29 protein-coding genes are annotated in these 18,928 nt (G+C 48.1%); 22 read left to right on the top strand and 7 right to left on the bottom strand.

The genetic code is table 11. The features are described from left to right. Positions 1 to 3 precede the first annotated feature (3 nt). Genes IDAT_RS12175 through IDAT_RS12155 form a run of 5 tightly spaced genes read left to right on the top strand, consistent with a single transcriptional unit; the run spans position 4 to position 3,217 of the window. The gene (locus IDAT_RS12175; protein WP_034734110.1) at positions 4 to 870 is read left to right on the top strand and encodes a type II secretion system F family protein; all 867 of its coding nucleotides are present in this window, start codon (positions 4 to 6) and stop codon (positions 868 to 870) included. After that, on the top strand, positions 857 to 1,645 hold the full coding sequence (locus IDAT_RS12170) for a type II secretion system F family protein (RefSeq protein ID WP_034734108.1): 789 nt from the start codon (positions 857 to 859) through the stop codon (positions 1,643 to 1,645). The genes IDAT_RS12175 and IDAT_RS12170 overlap by 14 nt, the downstream gene beginning before the upstream one ends. A gap of 10 nt (positions 1,646 to 1,655) precedes the next feature. Further along, positions 1,656 to 2,033 (top strand): DUF192 domain-containing protein, encoded by a 378-nt coding sequence (locus IDAT_RS13065; protein ID WP_051986811.1) that lies wholly within the window; start codon positions 1,656 to 1,658, stop codon positions 2,031 to 2,033. Further along, positions 2,017 to 2,496, top strand: coding sequence for a tetratricopeptide repeat protein (locus IDAT_RS12160; protein WP_034734107.1), 480 nt, complete (start codon positions 2,017 to 2,019; stop codon positions 2,494 to 2,496). The genes IDAT_RS13065 and IDAT_RS12160 overlap by 17 nt, the downstream gene beginning before the upstream one ends. Beyond that, the gene (locus IDAT_RS12155; protein WP_034734105.1) at positions 2,489 to 3,217 is read left to right on the top strand and encodes a hypothetical protein; all 729 of its coding nucleotides are present in this window, start codon (positions 2,489 to 2,491) and stop codon (positions 3,215 to 3,217) included. The genes IDAT_RS12160 and IDAT_RS12155 overlap by 8 nt, the downstream gene beginning before the upstream one ends. Here IDAT_RS12155 and IDAT_RS12150 read toward each other — a convergent pair. Genes IDAT_RS12150 through IDAT_RS12125 form a run of 6 tightly spaced genes read right to left on the bottom strand, consistent with a single transcriptional unit; the run spans position 3,214 to position 8,982 of the window. Next, positions 3,214 to 3,576, bottom strand: a complete 363-nt coding sequence (locus IDAT_RS12150; RefSeq protein WP_034734103.1) for a Na+/H+ antiporter subunit G — start codon at positions 3,574 to 3,576, stop codon at positions 3,214 to 3,216. The genes IDAT_RS12155 and IDAT_RS12150 overlap by 4 nt on opposite strands. A 9-nt stretch (positions 3,577 to 3,585) precedes the next feature. Further along, positions 3,586 to 3,855 carry a K+/H+ antiporter subunit F gene (locus tag IDAT_RS12145; protein ID WP_034734101.1) on the bottom strand — a complete coding sequence of 90 codons (270 nt, stop codon included), beginning with the start codon at positions 3,853 to 3,855 and terminating at the stop codon, positions 3,586 to 3,588. Further along, positions 3,849 to 4,337 (bottom strand): Na+/H+ antiporter subunit E, encoded by a 489-nt coding sequence (locus tag IDAT_RS12140; RefSeq protein WP_034734100.1) that lies wholly within the window; start codon positions 4,335 to 4,337, stop codon positions 3,849 to 3,851. The genes IDAT_RS12145 and IDAT_RS12140 overlap by 7 nt, the downstream gene beginning before the upstream one ends. Then, a complete protein-coding gene (locus IDAT_RS12135; RefSeq protein WP_034734098.1) occupies positions 4,330 to 5,847 on the bottom strand; it encodes a monovalent cation/H+ antiporter subunit D in 1,518 nt (505 codons plus the stop codon). Before IDAT_RS12135 ends, IDAT_RS12140 begins: the two co-directional genes overlap by 8 nt. Further along, positions 5,847 to 6,191 (bottom strand): Na+/H+ antiporter subunit C, encoded by a 345-nt coding sequence (locus IDAT_RS12130; RefSeq protein ID WP_034734097.1) that lies wholly within the window; start codon positions 6,189 to 6,191, stop codon positions 5,847 to 5,849. Before IDAT_RS12130 ends, IDAT_RS12135 begins: the two co-directional genes overlap by 1 nt. A gap of 1 nt (position 6,192) precedes the next feature. After that, positions 6,193 to 8,982, bottom strand: a complete 2,790-nt coding sequence (locus IDAT_RS12125; RefSeq protein ID WP_034734095.1) for a monovalent cation/H+ antiporter subunit A — start codon at positions 8,980 to 8,982, stop codon at positions 6,193 to 6,195. A 428-nt stretch (positions 8,983 to 9,410) separates the two neighbouring features. On the opposite strand from IDAT_RS12125, the gene rplN reads away from it, so the two are divergent. From rplN to rplQ, 17 genes are all read left to right on the top strand, one after another. After that, on the top strand, positions 9,411 to 9,779 hold the full coding sequence (gene rplN, locus IDAT_RS12120) for a 50S ribosomal protein L14 (RefSeq protein ID WP_034734094.1): 369 nt from the start codon (positions 9,411 to 9,413) through the stop codon (positions 9,777 to 9,779). 10 nt (positions 9,780 to 9,789) lie between these two features. Beyond that, positions 9,790 to 10,104: a 50S ribosomal protein L24 gene (gene rplX, locus IDAT_RS12115; RefSeq protein ID WP_034734091.1), complete on the top strand. Its 315-nt coding sequence runs from the start codon at positions 9,790 to 9,792 to the stop codon at positions 10,102 to 10,104. A gap of 21 nt (positions 10,105 to 10,125) precedes the next feature. After that, positions 10,126 to 10,665 (top strand): 50S ribosomal protein L5, encoded by a 540-nt coding sequence (gene rplE / locus IDAT_RS12110; protein ID WP_034734089.1) that lies wholly within the window; start codon positions 10,126 to 10,128, stop codon positions 10,663 to 10,665. Between the two features lie 11 nt (positions 10,666 to 10,676). Further along, a complete protein-coding gene (gene rpsN, locus IDAT_RS12105; RefSeq protein ID WP_034734087.1) occupies positions 10,677 to 10,982 on the top strand; it encodes a 30S ribosomal protein S14 in 306 nt (101 codons plus the stop codon). Between the two features lie 26 nt (positions 10,983 to 11,008). Further along, positions 11,009 to 11,401 (top strand): 30S ribosomal protein S8, encoded by a 393-nt coding sequence (gene rpsH, locus IDAT_RS12100; RefSeq protein ID WP_034734085.1) that lies wholly within the window; start codon positions 11,009 to 11,011, stop codon positions 11,399 to 11,401. A 14-nt stretch (positions 11,402 to 11,415) separates the two neighbouring features. Then, positions 11,416 to 11,949 carry a 50S ribosomal protein L6 gene (gene rplF / locus IDAT_RS12095; RefSeq protein ID WP_034734084.1) on the top strand — a complete coding sequence of 178 codons (534 nt, stop codon included), beginning with the start codon at positions 11,416 to 11,418 and terminating at the stop codon, positions 11,947 to 11,949. A gap of 9 nt (positions 11,950 to 11,958) precedes the next feature. After that, the gene (gene rplR, locus IDAT_RS12090) at positions 11,959 to 12,312 is read left to right on the top strand and encodes a 50S ribosomal protein L18 (protein ID WP_034734082.1); all 354 of its coding nucleotides are present in this window, start codon (positions 11,959 to 11,961) and stop codon (positions 12,310 to 12,312) included. 9 nt (positions 12,313 to 12,321) lie between these two features. Beyond that, positions 12,322 to 12,828 (top strand): 30S ribosomal protein S5, encoded by a 507-nt coding sequence (gene rpsE / locus IDAT_RS12085; RefSeq protein WP_034734080.1) that lies wholly within the window; start codon positions 12,322 to 12,324, stop codon positions 12,826 to 12,828. 6 nt (positions 12,829 to 12,834) lie between these two features. Beyond that, positions 12,835 to 13,017 (top strand): 50S ribosomal protein L30, encoded by a 183-nt coding sequence (rpmD, locus tag IDAT_RS12080; protein WP_034734078.1) that lies wholly within the window; start codon positions 12,835 to 12,837, stop codon positions 13,015 to 13,017. Between the two features lie 4 nt (positions 13,018 to 13,021). Continuing rightward, positions 13,022 to 13,456 (top strand): 50S ribosomal protein L15, encoded by a 435-nt coding sequence (rplO, locus tag IDAT_RS12075; RefSeq protein WP_034734077.1) that lies wholly within the window; start codon positions 13,022 to 13,024, stop codon positions 13,454 to 13,456. Between the two features lie 5 nt (positions 13,457 to 13,461). After that, a complete protein-coding gene (gene secY, locus IDAT_RS12070) occupies positions 13,462 to 14,790 on the top strand; it encodes a preprotein translocase subunit SecY (protein WP_034734075.1) in 1,329 nt (442 codons plus the stop codon). A 25-nt stretch (positions 14,791 to 14,815) separates the two neighbouring features. Beyond that, positions 14,816 to 14,929 carry a 50S ribosomal protein L36 gene (rpmJ, locus tag IDAT_RS13220; RefSeq protein WP_055439830.1) on the top strand — a complete coding sequence of 38 codons (114 nt, stop codon included), beginning with the start codon at positions 14,816 to 14,818 and terminating at the stop codon, positions 14,927 to 14,929. Between the two features lie 132 nt (positions 14,930 to 15,061). After that, positions 15,062 to 15,418 (top strand): 30S ribosomal protein S13, encoded by a 357-nt coding sequence (gene rpsM / locus IDAT_RS12065; protein WP_034734073.1) that lies wholly within the window; start codon positions 15,062 to 15,064, stop codon positions 15,416 to 15,418. Between the two features lie 11 nt (positions 15,419 to 15,429). Next, positions 15,430 to 15,819 carry a 30S ribosomal protein S11 gene (gene rpsK, locus IDAT_RS12060; protein WP_034734070.1) on the top strand — a complete coding sequence of 130 codons (390 nt, stop codon included), beginning with the start codon at positions 15,430 to 15,432 and terminating at the stop codon, positions 15,817 to 15,819. A gap of 30 nt (positions 15,820 to 15,849) precedes the next feature. After that, positions 15,850 to 16,470 carry a 30S ribosomal protein S4 gene (rpsD, locus tag IDAT_RS12055; RefSeq protein WP_034734068.1) on the top strand — a complete coding sequence of 207 codons (621 nt, stop codon included), beginning with the start codon at positions 15,850 to 15,852 and terminating at the stop codon, positions 16,468 to 16,470. A 25-nt stretch (positions 16,471 to 16,495) separates the two neighbouring features. Then, positions 16,496 to 17,485 (top strand): DNA-directed RNA polymerase subunit alpha, encoded by a 990-nt coding sequence (locus IDAT_RS12050; protein ID WP_034734066.1) that lies wholly within the window; start codon positions 16,496 to 16,498, stop codon positions 17,483 to 17,485. Positions 17,486 to 17,523: 38 nt separating this feature from the next. After that, positions 17,524 to 17,925: a 50S ribosomal protein L17 gene (gene rplQ, locus IDAT_RS12045; RefSeq protein ID WP_034734064.1), complete on the top strand. Its 402-nt coding sequence runs from the start codon at positions 17,524 to 17,526 to the stop codon at positions 17,923 to 17,925. 60 nt (positions 17,926 to 17,985) lie between these two features. On the opposite strand, the gene IDAT_RS12040 is transcribed toward rplQ, so the two are convergent. Continuing rightward, entirely contained in the window at positions 17,986 to 18,786 is an 801-nt protein-coding gene (locus IDAT_RS12040) for a hypothetical protein (RefSeq protein ID WP_034734062.1), read from the bottom strand. Positions 18,787 to 18,928 lie beyond the last annotated feature (142 nt).

The raw sequence follows: 18,928 nt of genomic DNA, 5'->3' as shown, positions 1-18,928 counted from the left end.
GATATGCAGCTCGATCTTTTCCTACTTTCATTGGTTGGCGTAGCAACCGTAATCGCGAATGGCCTATTATTGCGTTGGGGGCTAGGCCGACTGTATTCCCATACCAAGCATTTAGTGGTTGATGAAACCGAACGCTCATTCAAAAGCCTACTTATTTTTATGCCAGCTAAACATTTTTATATTGCGGCTGCGGTCGCGGCTGCAGCAATTGCGTTACTGGTACTCATCCTGACTCAACAGCTTGCTTGGGCGTTCGTCAGTGGGGCTATTTTCCTGGCTTGCTTGCCACTGGTTCGCACCATGCTAGTGAATCGTCGGCTGGCACTCATTCACCAACAATTGCCCGATGGTATGCGTCTTCTTGTCGGCGGCTTGCAAGCGGGACTGAGTTTGTTGCCAGCGCTTACCATTAGTGCTGAGCAGTTACCGCGTCCGCTAGCTAGTGAGTTTCATGTGCTGATTCAACGGCAACGCGCCGGTGACTCTCTTGCTCAAGCGCTAGCTTTGTTTTACCAACGAGCCCCGTCGCAATTTGTTGAATTCTTTGTTTTCGCGCTCATCACCAGCCATCGTCATGGCGGCCAACAAGGCGCAATGCTTGCTCGCATGGCCGATGCCCTGCAACAACAACATTACGCCCGCGAACGGATGTTGAGTTTATCTGCGCAAGCTAGATTGCAAGGCAAAATCATGATGTTGTTACCGGTGCTGTTGTTTATGGCGATAAACGTGGTACAGCCCAGTAGTACTGAGCTGCTGTTGTACACACAAGCAGGCCAATTACTGCTGCTGGTAGCGTTTACCATGCTGGTGCTTGGTTTTCTTATCACGCGTCGTATTCTTGGAAGTTTCAATCATGACTTTCGATAACTATCTCGCGGTACTTACAGCTGCTGCCTTGCTCTTCGGCGCTTGGTGCTTGCGACCTTTGTTACCGTGGTTCGTAGCACAGGCGAATAATGTGGCACTGTGGATGTGTCAGCATCTTCCCCTTCGAATGCAACGGGTGCTTTATGAATGGGGACGCAGCCCCTGGTTACAGCAAACTCCAAGTCAGCTTTTAGTCGGTGGTTTCGGCTATTTTTGCTTTTATTTAATTGTTTTAGCGTTGCCGTTGCCTCCGCTCTGGGGGGTGGGCTTGGCGACCTTACCAGTGCTGCGCTATGCACGTTTACGGCAATTGCATAAGCGCGACATTCGGCGAGTTGTGAGTAACTGGCCAGCGGTTCTCGACCTGTTGGCAATGCTGTTACAGGCCGGATTATCTTGGCGCGCAGCGTTGCATGCTATCAGCGAACTCAAGACACATTCGCTGGCGCTACGGCAACTGCAAATCATGCAACAACAGTTGAACATCGGTATCACTACCTTGGTGAGTTTGGAGGAACTGGCGCAGCGCATTCCTGCACCTGAAATAAAGGTATTTGTAGCGGCGGTTGCGCAATCACAATTAACTGGCGCCTCGCTGGCAGAGACGTTGCAGTTGCAAGCACAACGCATCAGAACGGAACAGCAACTGCAAGCTGAAAAGCGAGCGCAAGAGATGAGCATTAAATTGCTGCTACCGTTGGTGACCTGCTTTTTCCCCGTAACTTTCTTATTAATATTGGGCCCCATTTTCTTGGGATTTATCGTAGCAACTTAGGACTTTCTTTATGCAACAGGGACGTATGTTGTTAATTCCAGAGCAGCAATGCATCTGGCCAGAAGTAAAGGTATTAACGAGCTTTCCCCAGCGCCTCGTGGGGCTACTGACGAGCGCTGGGTTGCCGCGTGGGCAGGCACTTTGGTTTCCGCACTGTAACGCTATTCATAGTTGGGGCATGCGGTTTGCACTTGATGTGGTGGGGCTAGATGCCCAATTACGGCTCGTTGCTGTGCATCGTAACATTCAGCCAGGCCGCATTTTGACGCTACGGGCAGCCAGTTCACTGATCGAATGTGAGGCAGGGCTACCGTTTCCGATTGAGCATTGGCTCGGGCGTCAGCTGTGTTTTGAAGAAAAGGAAGAGGCTTATGAGTTTGCTAATTAAATTACTTCCTGTGTTCTTTTGTACACTGCTGTTTGGCTGTAAAACAACGACCATGCAATCGCCAGCACCGCGCTTAGCTGATGCCGAACAGCAAAGAATGTTGGCCATGCAAGCCTATGAAAAAGGTGATTTCCATCTAGCCATGGGGCTTTTGCAAGCGATTGACAACAATCAAGCAGATCGACAGGCAAGCTGCTACATAGGAGCCATTCATTTTCGCCTGCACGAATATCAGGCTGCTGAGCAGAAGTTTAACAAGTGTCGCTTGCTCAATCCCGACGATGCAGCAGCATGGCTCAATAGCGCTGCTACCCACATTCGTTTGGCTACTGAAATTCTACTTAGCGGTCGCAGTCACCTGAGCGAACGGCAACCGACAGAGCTTCACGGTCGATATGACGAGTTGCTACAAGCATTGATGCGTCTACAAAATATTCATCGCGAGGTGATTCTCAATGAATAAGTCAAAACAACATTGTCGGGGCTTTATGTTGCCAATAATCGTAGTGTTGATGCTGAGTTCAATACTGGTGTGGACTGAGTTACAGCGACCGCCGACAGATCAGCAAAGTAGCTTGCTCGAAAAACAAGCCAAGCTGATCTATTTTTGGCAACAAGCGGCACTTAATTACATTGCTGAAACTGGCCAACAACCCTTAAACTTCACTTATTTGCTTAACATTTACGATTTATCACTTAGTGTTGCAGACGATAATTTAAGAACAAGTAGCAGTATACGTTCTATGGCGAATTACACCTTGTTCTTTGAGTTTCCAGAGACGAATCAGTTAGATGCACAGCTAGCGATGCTAGAACCCTATGCGACTCGTAGATATGACAAGCTAGCGATTGAAAATTTGCACGTTGATCAATGGGATTTCAGTAAGGCCTTGCAGCCTCGAATGTACTCGCACCAAGCGAAAACATTTTTTACCGAGCTCGATATGACTGGCAACCAAATTCTTAATGCGCAACGAGTTGTAGCTGAGGTTTTAAATGGCGACTTGCAATTGGATCTTATAAATAGCCAAGCTACTCAATTAGAAAACTTATTCGCAGGCACTTTGAAAAGTGATCGGGCATTGCTTGGCGAACTCAATTTAGTGGCAAAACTAAGTGAGTTAGCGGCGTTCAACCAAGCATTGAAAGCTTGCTTGAGTGCCGCTGGAATTTGCCGGAATTAATCGTCACGATCGCTATATTGTTCGGGCTTCTTACGCAGATCTCGAGTTGATTCGATACGCTTTAGTTCAAGGTGGAGACCTGCCTTGGCCAATAAGTGAGCACTAATCGGCGCAGTCAAAAATAGAAAGATTGCAATGAGTAGCTCATGCAGACTTAGCGCATCGGTTACCGAGAAAAATAGAATTGATCCAAGAATCACCCCCCCAACACCTAAGGTCGTGTTTTTGGTAGGAGCGTGCAGCCGCGTCATAAAATCAGGTAAGCGTAATAAACCGAGTGATCCTATGAAAGCAAAACAGGCACCCAGTATGATGAAAAATGAAATCAGCCATTCAGCCCATTGTGGAAGTTCGTTCATAGCTGCTCCTTACTCGATGATGTCGCCGCGTAATAGAAACTTCGCCGCTGCTACGGTGCCAATAAAGCCAAGCATTGCAATGAGCAGAGCCGCTTCAAAATAAAAAGCCGTGCTATGCCAAATGCCAAGCAGAATCAGCAATGCCAACGAGTTAATGTAAATAGTGTCCAGCGTCAGTATGCGGTCAGCAAGACTAGGCCCGCGAATGAGTCGAACCATATTCATGAGCAAGGACAAGCCAAATAGCGCAAAAGCGAACTGCAATGCAAAAACTAACATTGAAAAATCTCCTGCAGACGGCGTTCATAGCGCTGCTTGATTTCTTGTATCGCAGCTTCTGGATCCGCCACATTGAGTGCGTGTATCAACAGACTTCGTCCATCTTTACCGAGCTCAGCAGTAATGGTTCCCGGCGTCAGACTGATGGTACTGGCGAGAATAGTAACGGGCACTGCACCACTAATATCGAGCGGATACTCTATCAGCGCCGGCTGTATTTGCTTGCGTGGGCGCAGAATGATGGCAGCGATATTGAAATTAGAAAGGATAATATCAACAAGTAAAATGCCACCGTATTGTAGTGCTACGAGTGGTTTGTGAACCTTAATCGGATAATCGCGCGCGCGATGCGTGTAAAGCGGTATCAGTACGGCAAGAATACTGCCCATTAGCACCGCCCCAAACGATACGCTATTTTGCAGCAACAGCCAAAAGGTTAGTAGAAACAAGCTCCACCATGGAGCGGGTAAAAATCTACTCATCGGTGCCTCCGTTGCCAAGAACCGCTGAAATATACTCAGTAGGCGTGGTGAGTTGTGTTGCCGTGGCTTCCATATAAGCGGAAACGTCATTTGCAAAAACCGTCAATGCCACAGCTCCTACCAAAAGTGCTACGGTTGAGCCGTGTTGCCAGCGCGGGTGGGAGACATCGTTTGCCTTGCCATCTAAGGTATGCCAGAACATACGGCTACCCGCACGAGATAAAGCGATCATCATCAAGAAAGTTGCACCGAGGATAAGCGGCCACAAAAACGCGACTTGTGCGCCGGTTCGTGCGGCCTCAAGGATAAACAACTTACTCACAAAACCAGACAATGGCGGTATGCCGATGACGGTTAGTGCGGCAACAAAAAACATCGCTGCTAATAAGTTGTGCTGCGCCATACGACGACCTTTGACGATACGTGAAGCGGTTTTGCCCCGCTGCTCTGCAATCAGGTCAGCTAACAAGAAAAGCGCTGCGGTAACCAACGTACTGTGTACCAAGTAGAATAGCAGAGCGCTGATGGCATCACTGTGACCCATACTCAAGGTGGTTAACATGGTCCCTACAGAAACTAGCACTAGGTAAGCAATCACTAAGCGCAAATCACGACTGCCGAGAATGCCTAACGCACCCATCAAAATGGTTGCCAGGCCGAGCCACCATAACCAATCTTGCCCCAGCTGTGCGGCAACCCCGGCATCAGGCCCGAAGATCATTGTGTAAACGCGAATAATTGCGTAGATACCGACCTTAGTCATAATTGCAAACAACGCAGCAACTGTGCCGGTGGTACTCGCATAGGCTTGCGGTAGCCAAAAGTAGAGTGGTAACAAGGCTGCTTTGAGAGCAAAAACGATAAATAATAACAGGCCACCAGCGCGCGCGATCACCGCCTCATCACCAGTTAACGCTGCGACTTTGCCCGCCATATCGGCCATGTTGAGCGTACCCGTAATACCGTAGAGAACGCCAAGGCTAATCAGAAATATTGCAGAGCCGGTAAGGTTGAGCACAACGTAGTGTAAGGTTGCGCGCAACTTAGTTTTACCACCACCATGCATCAACAAGGCATAACTAGAAATCAGCAACACTTCGAAGAATACAAACAGGTTAAACAGGTCGCCGGTCAAGAATGCGCCCATGATGCCGAGAATCTGAAATTGATAGAGCGCTTGAAAATGAGACCCCAAGCTGTCTTCGCCATGACAGGCAAAAACCAGCACAGGTAACGCCAACACTGCAGTTAACAGGACCATAAGCGTGGCAAGTTTGTCTGCGACCAAGACAATACCAAAGGGCGCTTGCCAACTGCCAAGCGCGTAAACAATGATTTCGTCTTGGGCCACCGCAAATAACCATAATGCCAGACCAAGATTGAGTGTTGCGGCGACGATGCCAATGGTGCGGCGATGTTGCTGGGCTCGTTCACCCCATGGCAGCAACTGCAGCAGGGCTGCCAGCATTGGTACGAGTAACGGTAAAATGATGAGGTGTTTTGCAAACATTAACGCTGTCCTTCCTGTTCAGCGAAGTTGTAGTCATTGACTTCATCCGAGCCAATTTCACCCCTCACACGTACTGCAAGAATGATGGAATAGGCGGTCATCGCAAAACCGATGACAATGGCCGTAAGCACCAGTGCTTGAGGCAGTGGGTCAGTGCTGGTCTCACTGACACCTACTATTGGCAACTGGTCAATGACGAGGCGCCCAGTCGAAAATAGAAACAAATTCACTGCGTATGACAACATGGTTAAGCCGATAACGATAGGAAACGACCGACCCCGGAGAATCAGAAAGACACTACAAGCTGTCAGTGTACCGACCGTGATTGAGTAAAGCGTTTCCATGTTAGTACCCCTCTTGGCGTGGACGATGACGGGTCGTCATTTGTCCAAAGTTTGCAAGAATCATTAATGTCGCACCGATGACGGTCAGGTAAACACCTAAGTCGAACAGAATTGCAGTGGCGAGCTCGAATTTGCCTACCAGCGGCCAAGTGACATAGGTAAAGCTTGAAGTCAGGAAGTTATGGTCAAAGAACCAACTGCCGACCCCGGTAAACAGCGCAATCATCACACCCACCGACGTCAGTGTTTGATAGTTATAGTTGAAACGCCCCTTCACCCAATCAACACCGTTAGCGATGTACTGCAGAATCATCGCTGCAGCGGTTACTAAGCCAGCAATAAAGCCGCCGCCCGGTAGGTTGTGTCCGCGTAGGAAGATGTAAACCGAAACCATTAAAGCCAATGGCAACATAGCCTGCGCTACGGTTTGTACAAGTAGTGGGTGTTTGACCCTATGCCATGGTCGGCCGTCGACATCACTTGAAGGCATAAAGGGTCGTAAATTGTTCAATAGTTTGTGAATGCCCGCAGCGGCAATAGCCAAAACGGTTATTTCACCGAGCGTATCAAAGCCACGGAAATCGACGAGGATCACGTTGACAACATTGGTTCCACCACCGCCGGGCACCGAGTTGGCTAAGAAGAAGTCTGAAATACTCTCGAGCGGACGGGTCAGCAACGCGTAATTAAGCGTGCCGACGATGCCGCCAATGGTTCCGGCTAACAATACGTCGCGGGCGATGCGCCGGCCACTTGAAGCCCTTGGAATGCGCTGCGGCATAAAGAACAGTGCGAGAATCATCAGAATAATACTTACCACTTCTACCACTAACTGGGTCATCGCTAGATCGGGTGCGGAGAAATGCACAAAGCTAAGTGAAACGACGAGGCCGACCACCGATAGCATCATCAACGAGGTTAGTCGTTGACGATGCAGCATTGCCGTAGCGAAGGCGGCGAGCATCAACACAATCGCACCAATTAGACTCACGGCGTCGATGGGAAGCTGTTCTCTACTGCCCGTTAATTGCTCCATTTGTGCAAGTTCAGGGATCACCAGAATCAGCACGAACACAAGTAAAAAAGCCATGTAGCGTTGCAATGAACCGTTTTCAATACGTTGCATCGATTCATCGCAAAAGCGCGTGGTGCGGCTGACAATACTGGCGAAGACATCTTTCGCGTCGCGGGCGTCAAATTGGCGACTGAAAGTCAGTAGTTCTGAGCGTGCGATATAGATAGCGATACCGCCTAATACAGCCAGCGCGCTCATTAATAATGGCAGATTGAAGCCGTGCCAAAGAGAAATTTTATAGTCAGGAACGGCCTGGGTCACCGCAGCTACGGCCGGCGTCAATATCGTCTCGACGGAGAGCATCGGGGCAACCCCAATAATGACACATAAAGCGGCAAAAATAATGACCGGAGCGCGCATCATTAGTGGCGGCTCATGCGGCTTTTTCGGTAGGTCCTGCGCCGGCTCTTGGAAGAATACGTCGTGCACGAAACGCACCGAATAGGCGACAGACAACATCGCACCCAAGGTCGCAAGGACCGGAATAAACCATGATAAACCACCGAAGAAGTGCTGCTCGACAGCTTCGGCAAAAAACATCTCTTTCGATAGGAAGCCGTTAAAGAGTGGAATGCCAGCCATCGCAGCTGATGTGATGATGGCAAGTATGGTTGTAAACGGCATCCATTTGCGTAAGCCACTCAACTTACGCATATCACGGCTACCCGTTTCATGATCGACAATGCCTGCGATCATAAAAAGCCCAGCTTTAAAGGTCGCGTGATTGATAATGTGGAATAACGCTGCAACAACTGCTCCAGCGGTACCGAGACCCAGCAACATGGTGATTAAACCAAGGTGGCTAATGGTTGAAAAGGCAAGTAAGCCTTTTAGATCAGTTTTTAACAGGGCGAAATAGGCACCGAAGAGCAAGGTGGCAAGACCGGTTAAAGTCACGATAATGTGCCATTCAGGCGTACCTCCTAATACCGGTAACAGACGCGCCATGAGAAAAATGCCCGCTTTCACCATGGTTGCCGAGTGCAAATACGCGCTGACTGGAGTGGGTGCCGCCATGGCATGGGGTAACCAGAACTGGAATGGGAATTGCGCCGATTTAGTGAATGCGCCGAGCAAAATCAAGATGAGCGTTGGCAAATAAAGATCATGCTGACGAATTACATCAGCAGCGGCAAAAACCGCCTCTAGCTGATAACTACCGGCCATTTGTCCGAGTAAAAGGATACCAGCCAATAGCGCTAAACCGCCTGCTCCCGTAATCGCAAGTGCCATGCGCGCACCGCGCCGAGCATTACTCTGATGGAACCAATAGCCAATCAAGAGGAATGACGAAATACTCGTCAACTCCCAGAAGAACCACATCAAAATCAGGTTGTCAGCGGTAACGATACCGAGCATCGACCCCATGAACAGCAGCAGGAATGCAAAGAATCTACCCGCACTGTCTTTGCTGCTCAGATAATAATGTGCGTAGAGAATGACAAGGACACCAATGCCCAGAATCAAACCTGCGAATAACAGTGCTAAGCCATCAAGCCTAAAGCTAATAGCTAAACCAAGCGCGGGGAGCCATTCGTGAGTGTAACTCGGGATATTTCCAGCTAGCGTGCCGGACCCGCTGACCAGCAACAATACCAAACTCAATACCGCAACAGCAGCGGTAGCCAAGGTGATCTGTAAGCGTGAGCGCTGTGCCAAAAGTAGTGGCAATAGGGCGCCTATAAAGGGTACAAATACGATCGCTGCTAGCTGCATTGAATCTCGTTATCCTCTTCAGAAAGGCTGATCAATCTTCATTAATAGCATTGAATTTACCACTTCGATCAGTTGCTTGCCAACTTAATCGGTCGCAGCAAAACCGTTGTTGAACTGACGATGGAGGGTTTCTGAACTCATAAATAAGTAGGGCTATTTTAAAAAAAACGATAGTGAATCAGGACTCATTTTGTTAGTATGTTCACCTGTTCGCTTGGCCATACTTCACATTCCTCGCTGAGCTAGAAAAATCCTCTAATTAATTCAGCCATAGCACTATCATCTGCAAATTTTATCTGTTACAATTCGCCGCCCTTTTTATAAGGGGAAGTCTTTTATTCTCTAAATTTCATGTTGAAAGGCAGACGAATAAAAGTGCGGTTAAGCGACCCGAGAGGGTCTGTAATTTACTTAAGCGGAGCACTGCAATGATCCAAATGCAAACTACACTGGACGTGGCCGATAACTCGGGCGCTCGCAGCGTACAATGTATTAAGGTTCTGGGTGGCTCGCACCGCCGTTACGCAAACATTGGCGATATCATCAAAGTTTCTGTTAAAGAAGCGATTCCTCGCGGAAAAGTGAAGAAAGGTGATGTTGTGAATGCGGTGGTCGTTCGCACCAGAAAAGGCGTCCGTCGTCAAGACGGGTCAGTCATCCGTTTTGACCGCAACGCGGCTGTACTGTTAAACAACAACAAACAGCCAATTGGCACTCGTATCTTTGGTCCAGTGACTCGTGAATTGCGCTCAGAACAGTTCATGAAGATTGTATCTCTGGCACCAGAAGTACTGTAAGGAGTCAGTTATGGCGGCAAAAATTAAACGTGATGACGAAGTAGTAGTCCTGGCAGGTAAAGACAAAGGCAAGCGCGGTAAAGTGCTGAAAGTCGACACCGCTAAGAATCGAGTTTACGTTGAAGGCGTAAACATCGTTAAGAAACACCAGAAGCCGAACCCGGCTCTTGGCGTTGCTGGCGGTGTGATTGAGCAAGAAGCTTCAATCGACGTTTCTAACGTTGCGATTTATAACCCAGAGACTGGTAAAGCAGATCGTGTTGGTTTCAAATTTGAAGATGGCAAAAAAGTTCGCTTCTTCAAATCGAACGACGCAATCATTTAATTATTTATTTGGAGTTTTACGATGGCGAAACTGCATGATTTTTACAAAGAATCAGTAGTTCCTGAACTGCACAAACAGTTCGGCTACAAGAGCGTCATGCAAGTCCCTCGGATTGAAAAAATCACCCTTAACATGGGTGTTGGTGAAGCTCTGGCTGACAAAAAGATTCTCGAGAACGCATTGGCTGACATGGAAGCAATTTCAGGTCAACAACCAGTGAAAACCGTTGCTCGTAAATCTGTCGCTGGCTTCAAAATCCGTGAAGGCTACCCAATTGGCTGTAAAGTGACTCTGCGTGGCGAGCGCATGTGGGACTTCTTGCAACGTTTAATTACGATTGCAATCCCGCGTGTTCGTGACTTCCGTGGTTTGAACCCTAAATCATTCGACGGACGTGGAAACTATAGTATGGGCGTGCGTGAGCAAATCATTTTCCCAGAAATCGACTTCGATAAAGTAGATCGGGTACGTGGTTTGGATATCACAATCACCACAACTGCAGGCACCGACGAGGAAGCTCGCGCTTTACTCGCTGCCTTTAACTTCCCGTTCAAGAAGTAAGGTGTAGAGTTATGGCAAAAGAGTCAATGAAAATGCGTGAGCTCAAGCGTCAAAAGCTTGCTGCTAAATACGCAGAGAAACGCATCGCTTTAAAAGCTGTGATCAGCGATCCGAATACTTCGGATGAAGAGCGTTGGGAAGCCGTGCTGAAATTGCAAAGTCTCCCACGTGATTCAAGCCCAACTCGTCAGCGTAACCGCTGCCGCGTTACAGGCCGCCCTCACGGTTTCTTACGTAAATTCGGTATGAGCCGAATCAAAGTGCGTGAGAAAGCTATGCGCGGTGAAATTCCTGGCTTGAAAAAAGCTAGCTGGTAAGCCACGAGTCACGGGAGAAAGCAAATATGAGCATGCAAGATCCAATTGCGGATATGTTCACTCGCATCCGCAACGCTCAGGGTGCTAACAAAGTTGCCGTGCGCATGCCTGCTTCTAAACAGAAAGTGGCTATTGCCCAAGTTCTGAAAGAAGAAGGTTACATCGCGGATTTTAGCGTTTCTGGTGAAGTAAAAGCAGAACTAGAAGTAACGTTGAAATACTTTGAAGGTAAGCCTGTAATCGAATCAATTGAACGCGTAAGTCGTCCTGGTCTGCGTATCTATAAGAAACGCAATGAACTACCTAAAGTTATGGGTGGTTTAGGGGTCGCAGTAGTTTCAACTTCTAAAGGCCTGATGACCGACCGTGCCGCTCGCAAAGCGGGTCTTGGCGGTGAAGTCATTGGTTATGTAGCGTAACGAGGAGTTAGGATATGTCACGTGTTGCTAAAGCACCGATTGCCATTCCTGCTGGCGTTGAAGTTACGCTGAATGGCCAGGAAGTAACAATCAAAGGTGCCAAAGGCTCATTGAGCCGTGTAGTTAACGATGCAGTAGAAGTTGTCAAAGAAGACAATGAACTACGCACTATACCGCGTGAAGGCGTTGCTAATGCAACAGCTCAAGCAGGTACAGCGCGCGCGTTGCTACAGAACATGGTGGTTGGTGTTGCGCAAGGTTATGAGCGCAAGCTGCAGTTAGTTGGTGTTGGTTATCGTGCAAATACTGCCGGTAGCAAGCTCAACCTAACTCTCGGCTTCTCTCATCCTGTCGAGTTCGATATTCCGCAAGGAATCACTATCGAAGTCCCAGCACAAACTGAAGTAGTCGTTAAAGGTGTCGACAAGCAATTAGTGGGTCAAGTTGCCGCTAATATTCGCGCATACCGCAAACCAGAACCTTATAAAGGTAAAGGTGTACGTTATGCCGATGAGCAAGTGCGCCGTAAAGAAGCCAAGAAGAAGTAAGGTAAGACTATGGACAAGAAATCAGCTCGCTTACGTCGCGCAACGCGCCCTCGTAAGAAAATGCAAGAGTTGGGTGCAAACCGCCTGGTCGTTCACCGTACACCACGGCATATTTACGCCCAGCTAATTGCATCGAACGGTTCTGAAGTACTGGCTTCAGCATCAACTGTTGAAAAAGCTGTCAAAGAAGCGGTTAAAGCAACCGGTAACATTGACGCAGCTAAAACAGTTGGAAAGCTGATCGCTGAACGAGCAATCGAAAAAGGCGTTAAAGAAGTCGCTTTCGATCGCAGTGGTTTCCGCTATCACGGACGCGTTGCAGCTTTGGCTGAAGCAGCTCGTGAAGCTGGACTTCAGTTCTAGGAGACGAACATGGCAAATGCAAATGTAGAAGCTCAACAAAGTGACCTGCAAGAAAAGTTGATCACAGTAAATCGAGTTGCAAAAGTAGTTAAAGGTGGTCGTATCTTTAGCTTCACTGCACTTACTGTGGTTGGTGATGGTCAAGGCCGCGTTGGTTTCGGTTATGGTAAAGCACGTGAAGTTCCAGCTGCTATTCAAAAAGCAATGGAAAAAGCGCGTCGCAATATGGTAACCGTGCAACTCAAAGGCGACACCTTGCAACACCCTGTAAAGGGTCGTCACTCAGGTTCACAGGTATTCATGCAACCAGCTTCTGAAGGTACTGGTATCATCGCCGGTGGTGCGATGCGTGCAGTATTGGAAGTTGCCGGCGTGCACAACGTGCTGTCAAAAGCATATGGTTCAACCAACCCAATCAACGTCGTTCGTGCCACTATCAAGGCACTTCACGGTATGAAGTCACCTGAACAGGTAGCTGCAAAACGTGGATTGAACGTTGATGAGATCATGGGGTAGTGAACAATGGCGAATAAGACAATTAAAGTAACACAGACGCGTAGCTCGATCGGTCGTTTACCGAAACACAAAGCTACACTGCGTGGTCTTGGTCTACGCCGCATTGGTCACACGGTCGAGCTGGAAAATACTCCAGCCGTCCGCGGCATGGTGAACCAAGTCTATTACATGGTAAAGGTGGAGGACTAATACGATGTTCTTGAACTCAATCTCCCCTGCACCTGGTGCTAAAACCAGCAAGAAGCGTCTCGGACGTGGTATTGGCTCAGGCTTAGGAAAAACTGGTGGACGTGGTCACAAAGGCCAGAAGTCGCGTTCAGGCGGCAGCGTCAAGCCAGGTTTCGAAGGCGGCCAAATGCCAATTCAACGTCGCTTGCCGAAGTTTGGTTTTACTTCACGTAAGTCATTCGTGACTGCTGAAGTAAACTTAGCGGAAGTAGCGAAAGTTGCTGGTGATACTGTTACCCTAGCAAGCTTGAAAGAAGCTGGCTTGATTCGTAACGACATTTTGTTCGTTAAAGTAATTAAGTCTGGCGAAATCAATCGTGCCGTGACAGTTCAAGGCATTAAGGTCACCAAAGGCGCCCGCGAAGCTATCGAAGCTGCTGGCGGCAAAATCGAAGGATAGAGCAAATGGCTAAACCAGGATTGGAATCTAACAGAGCTCAAGGCGGCACCTCGGAACTAAAACGACGTCTGCTGTTTGTACTCGGCGCGTTGATCGTGTTCCGTGCGGGCTCCTTTGTGCCTATTCCTGGTATTGATGCCGCTGTTTTGGCTCAATTGTTCGATCAGCAAAGAGACACCATCGTTGCCATGTTTAACATGTTCAGCGGTGGTGCACTTGAACGTGCATCGGTATTCGCATTGGGTATCATGCCGTACATCACTGCTTCGATTATTATGCAGTTAGCCTCTGTGGTACACCCACGTTTGGCTGAGCTTAAGAAAGAAGGTGAGGCGGGTCGACGCAAGATTAGTCAATACACGCGTTGGGGTACATTAGTACTCGCAACATTCCAATCAATTGGTATAGCTACTGGCTTGCCAAGTCTGATGCCAGGATTGGTCATTGACCCAAGTTTTGGTTTCTACTTCACCGCTGTGGTGAGTTTGGTTACTGGTACCATGTTCTTGATGTGGTTAGGTGAGCAAATTACTGAGCGTGGGATTGGTAACGGTATCTCTATTCTTATTTTCACCGGTATTGTTGCGGGCCTACCGTCTGCCATTGGGCAAACGGCTGAGCAAGCACGTCAAGGTGATTTACATTTATTGTTATTGTTGCTGATCGGTGTAATTGTTTTTGCCGTGACTTATTTCGTTGTGTTTGTCGAGCGCGGACAGCGCCGGATTGTGGTAAACTACGCGAAACGTCAGCAAGGCCGTAAGGTTTTTGCCGCGCAAAGCACACACTTGCCATTGAAGGTTAATATGGCAGGCGTTATTCCGCCGATTTTTGCATCGAGCATTATTTTGTTCCCAAGCACTATCGCTACTTGGTTCGGCCAGGGCGAAGGCGTGGTAGCAAACTTCTTACAAGAGCTGTCGTTGACTCTGTCACCAGGTCAGCCTTTGTACGTGATGCTGTATGCGGCGGCAATTATCTTCTTCTGTTTCTTCTATACCGCGTTGGTTTTCAACCCGCGTGAGACGGCAGATAACTTGAAGAAGTCGGGAGCGTTTATTCCTGGCATTCGTCCAGGTGAACAGACCTCTCGTTATATCGATAAAGTAATGACCCGGTTGACGCTTGCAGGCGCGCTGTACATTACCTTTGTCTGTTTGGTTCCTGAGTTCATGATGATTGCGTGGAACGTTCAGTTCTACTTTGGCGGCACATCGCTGCTGATTATCGTCGTGGTTATCATGGATTTTATGGCGCAGGTCCAGACTCATCTGATGTCACATCAATATGACTCGGTCCTGAAAAAAGCTAACCTAAAAGGCTTCGGCCGTTAAGGTTGGATAATTACGGAGTGTAGCAATGAAAGTTCGTGCTTCCGTGAAGAAAATCTGCCGTAACTGTAAAGTTATCAAGCGCAACGGCGTTGTGCGCGTAATTTGCAGTGACCCTAAGCACAAGCAACGGCAAGGTTAATTCGAAGAAGAAGTCCGCAGCCACGAAAATATTCTTGGCTGCGGCTTTGATATGTTTGCAATCTGGCGACCGGTTGAGTATCCTAACGGGCTTTTCAAATCCGGTCACCCATAAACTAAAGGAGACGTGTTAGTGGCCCGTATCGCTGGCATTAACGTTCCTGACAATAAGCATGCAGTCATTGCCTTGACTGCGATTTACGGTATCGGCCGTACCCGTTCACAGCAGATCCTTGCTGCAACTGGTATTGCGGAAGATACAAAAATCGGCGACTTGTCAGAAGAAAAACTGGATGTACTTCGTGAAGCTGTAGGTAAATTCGTCGTTGAAGGCGATTTACGTCGTGAAGTATCTATGAATATCAAACGCTTGATGGACCTCGGTTGTTTCCGTGGCCTTCGTCATCGTCGTGGCTTGCCTCTACGTGGACAGCGCACTAAAACTAATGCGCGCACCCGTAAAGGTCCGCGTAAACCAATTAAGAAGTAAGGAGTTGAGCAATGGCTAAACAACCAACTCGTACTCGTAAGCGCGTTAAAAAGCAAGTCGCTGACGGCATGGCTCACATCCATGCGTCTTTCAATAACACCATTGTGACCATCACTGACCGTCAAGGTAACGCGTTAGCATGGGCAACTGCAGGTGGTTCGGGTTTCCGTGGTTCACGTAAATCTACACCATTCGCTGCACAGGTTGCTGCTGAGCGCGCGGGTGAAATGGCGAAGGAATACGGTTTGAAAAACCTAGAAGTGTTCGTAAAGGGCCCAGGTCCTGGTCGCGAATCATCGATTCGTGCGTTGAACGCTGTAGGTTATCGCATCACTAATATTACTGATGTGACGCCTATTCCTCACAACGGATGTCGTCCGCCTAAGAAACGTCGCGTTTAATAGGCGCCAAACGATAGTTGGAGAAAGAACATGGCTAGATATTTGGGTCCAAAACTCAAACTGAGTCGTCGTGAAGGAACAGATTTGTTCCTGAAAAGCGGCGTACGCGCTATCGATACGAAATGTAAACTCGAAAGCGCTCCGGGTCAGCACGGTGCACGTCGTGGCCGTTTGTCTGATTACGGTTTGCAGTTACGTGAAAAGCAAAAAGTTCGTCGTATCTACGGCGTACTAGAAAAGCAATTCCGTAACTACTACAAAGAAGCTGCCCGTATTAAGGGCAACACTGGTGAGAACCTGCTGCAATTGCTTGAGCAACGTTTAGATAACGTGGTCTACCGCATGGGCTTCGCTTCAACTCGTGCAGAAGCACGCCAGTTGGTGAGCCACAAAGCTGTGGTGGTGAATGGCCAAGTAGTCAACATTCCGTCGTTCAAAGTTCGTCCGGAAGATGTTGTGTCCGTTCGCGAAAAAGCGAAAAAGCAGGCGCGCATCGCCGCTGCATTGGAACTCGCGGAGCAACGCGAAAAACCAGTGTGGTTAGAAGTAGACGCGAACAAATTGGAAGGACAGTTCAAGCGTCTTCCAGAGCGTTCAGATTTGTCTGCTGAAATTAACGAACAGTTGATCGTAGAGCTTTACTCTAAGTAAAGCTTAAGCATAAAGAGAGGACACAATGCAGGGTTCTGTTACCGAATTCCTTAAACCAAGGCTAGTGGACATTGAACAAATCAGCCCGACTCACGCAAAGGTGACGTTGGAGCCTCTTGAGCGTGGCTTCGGTCACACGCTGGGCAATGCATTACGTCGTATTTTACTTTCATCAATGCCTGGAGTGGCAGTGACTGAAGTTAAAATTGAGGGCGTACAGCATGAATACAGTGCGAAAGAGGGTGTTCAGGAAGATGTCATCGAAATCTTGCTAAACCTCAAAGGTCTAGCGGTTACCCTCGAGGGTAAAGATGCAGCGATGCTGACCTTGAAAAAATCTGGAGCGGGCCCTGTCAAGGCTGGCGACATCACTCATGACGGTGATGTCAACATTCTTAACCCTGATCACCTCATCTGTACGCTTACAGGTGACACCGAAATCGAAATGTCGATTAAGGTTGAGCGTGGTCGTGGTTACGTTCCAGCTTCGGCACGTCAGTCTGCTGACGATGAAGAGCGTCCAATCGGTCTTCTACTTGTTGACGCTTCTTTCAGTCCAGTTGAGCGTATTGCTTACAACGTCGATTCGGCGCGTGTTGAGCAGCGTACTGACTTGGACAAATTGGTTATCGACATGGAAACGAACGGCACTTTAGATCCTGAAGAAGCCATTCGCCGTGCTGCTACTATTTTGGCTGAACAACTTGAAGCCTTCGTAGAGCTGCGTGACATGAGCGAGCCAGAAGAGAAAGAAGAAAAACCAGAATTCGATCCGATTCTGCTCCGTCCGGTAGATGATTTGGAATTAACTGTGCGTTCTGCGAACTGTTTGAAAGCAGAAGCTATTCAGTACATTGGTGACTTAGTACAGCGCACCGAGGTTGAGTTGTTGAAGACTCCTAACCTAGGTAAGAAATCGCTGACCGAGATCAAAGACGTACTTGCATCACGTGGTTTGTCACTAGGCATGCGCCTAGAGAACTGGCCGCCTGCAAGTCTTGTTGATCGCGACTAAGCCATCTTTTACAGAGAATTACTGAGAAGGGTATAGGTATGCGCCATCGTAAGAGTGGTCGTCAACTCAACCGCAACAGCAGCCATCGCAAAGCGATGTTCAGCAACATGGCAAGCTCACTTGTGCGTCACGAAGTGATCAAAACGACACTTCCTAAAGCCAAAGAACTTCGTCGTGTTATCGAACCGCTTATCACTTTGGCGAAGCAAGATAGCGTAGCAAACCGCCGTTTGGCATTTGCTCGCACTCGTGACAACGAAGTGGTTGGTAAATTGTTCAACGAACTTGGCCCACGTTATCAAGAGCGTCCAGGTGGTTACACTCGCATCATGAAGTGTGGCTTCCGCGCCGGTGACAACGCGCCAATGGCATATGTTGAGCTAGTTGACCGTCCAGAAGTTGAAGCTACTGAAGCTGAAGAAGTTGCAGTAGAAGAGTAAGTCTCAAATACGAGACACAAAAAAGCCGCTCAATCGAGCGGCTTTTTTATGGGAGATAGATTATTGGTTTAATGCAGCCGTGAGTTGTGCATCAGATATCCCGTGGTTCTTTGCGACTCGTTGGAGATCCGCATAAGACATGCCAGCGCGGTGTGCACCGCGGAGTACTGAAAGTGTTTCTCGCTGGTCGTCACTCATCTCATTTGCGCTATTACCTCGGATTAAATCAATCAAGTCGTTAAGCGAAGACATTAAATAGTCACCCATAGAAGGTAATACACTTAATGTTGCGTGAACGATGCCTTCAACTTTATCAGGCTGTGAACTCCCAGCTGACTGCATGATGCTAGGGGCCATTTCAGGTTCGATACTCACGGCAATGCGTACAATTGCTTCAACATCGTTAGGATTTGACTTACTTGCATCAACAACAATCTGGTCAGCGTAGGCTGGCTCAGCTTCGACTGCGATTTTGACGAGTTCGGTTGCCGGAGCCACTTCTAAATGCATGGCGACAGCCATAATGTCACGCGTGAATGCTGGTTCAACGTCTATGGCAGCTTTGATGATATATGGATAATTTTCCGGATAGCGTTCAAGTGCGGCGATCATAATAGCTTCGACGTGCTCGGGATAATTACTCATAAGCACTCGAACGGTTCGCGTTACGGAAAAATTTCGTTTGGTGTAATAACGAAACATCCGCAAATAGGTATTTACCAAACGTTTGTTTTGTTCGGTTAATACGTATGGATTATTAATCTCTGTAGTAGTGGTACTCGTAACTTCAGTGTCAGCTTGCGCACTAATTGGCAACATGAAAGAAGCCAAAAGAACGAGCGCTGGAGTAAATTTAACCATTTTGGCGCACCCTGATAGTTATTTATTATTGTTGTTCTCGATGTGTCTTACGGAACATTAGCAATGTTAATAGACAATAGATAGTTAAAGATCGTTCAATTTGGACAAAAAAAAAGCGATCAAACGAAAAACGCAAAAAAGA

Origin of the sequence: Pseudidiomarina atlantica (assembly GCF_000753735.1) — a bacterium.
Taxonomy (GTDB): Bacteria; Pseudomonadota; Gammaproteobacteria; order Enterobacterales; family Alteromonadaceae; genus Pseudidiomarina; species Pseudidiomarina atlantica.
The sequence above is the reverse complement of the archived record's forward strand: the minus strand, read 5'-3'. Positions and strand labels throughout refer to the sequence as shown.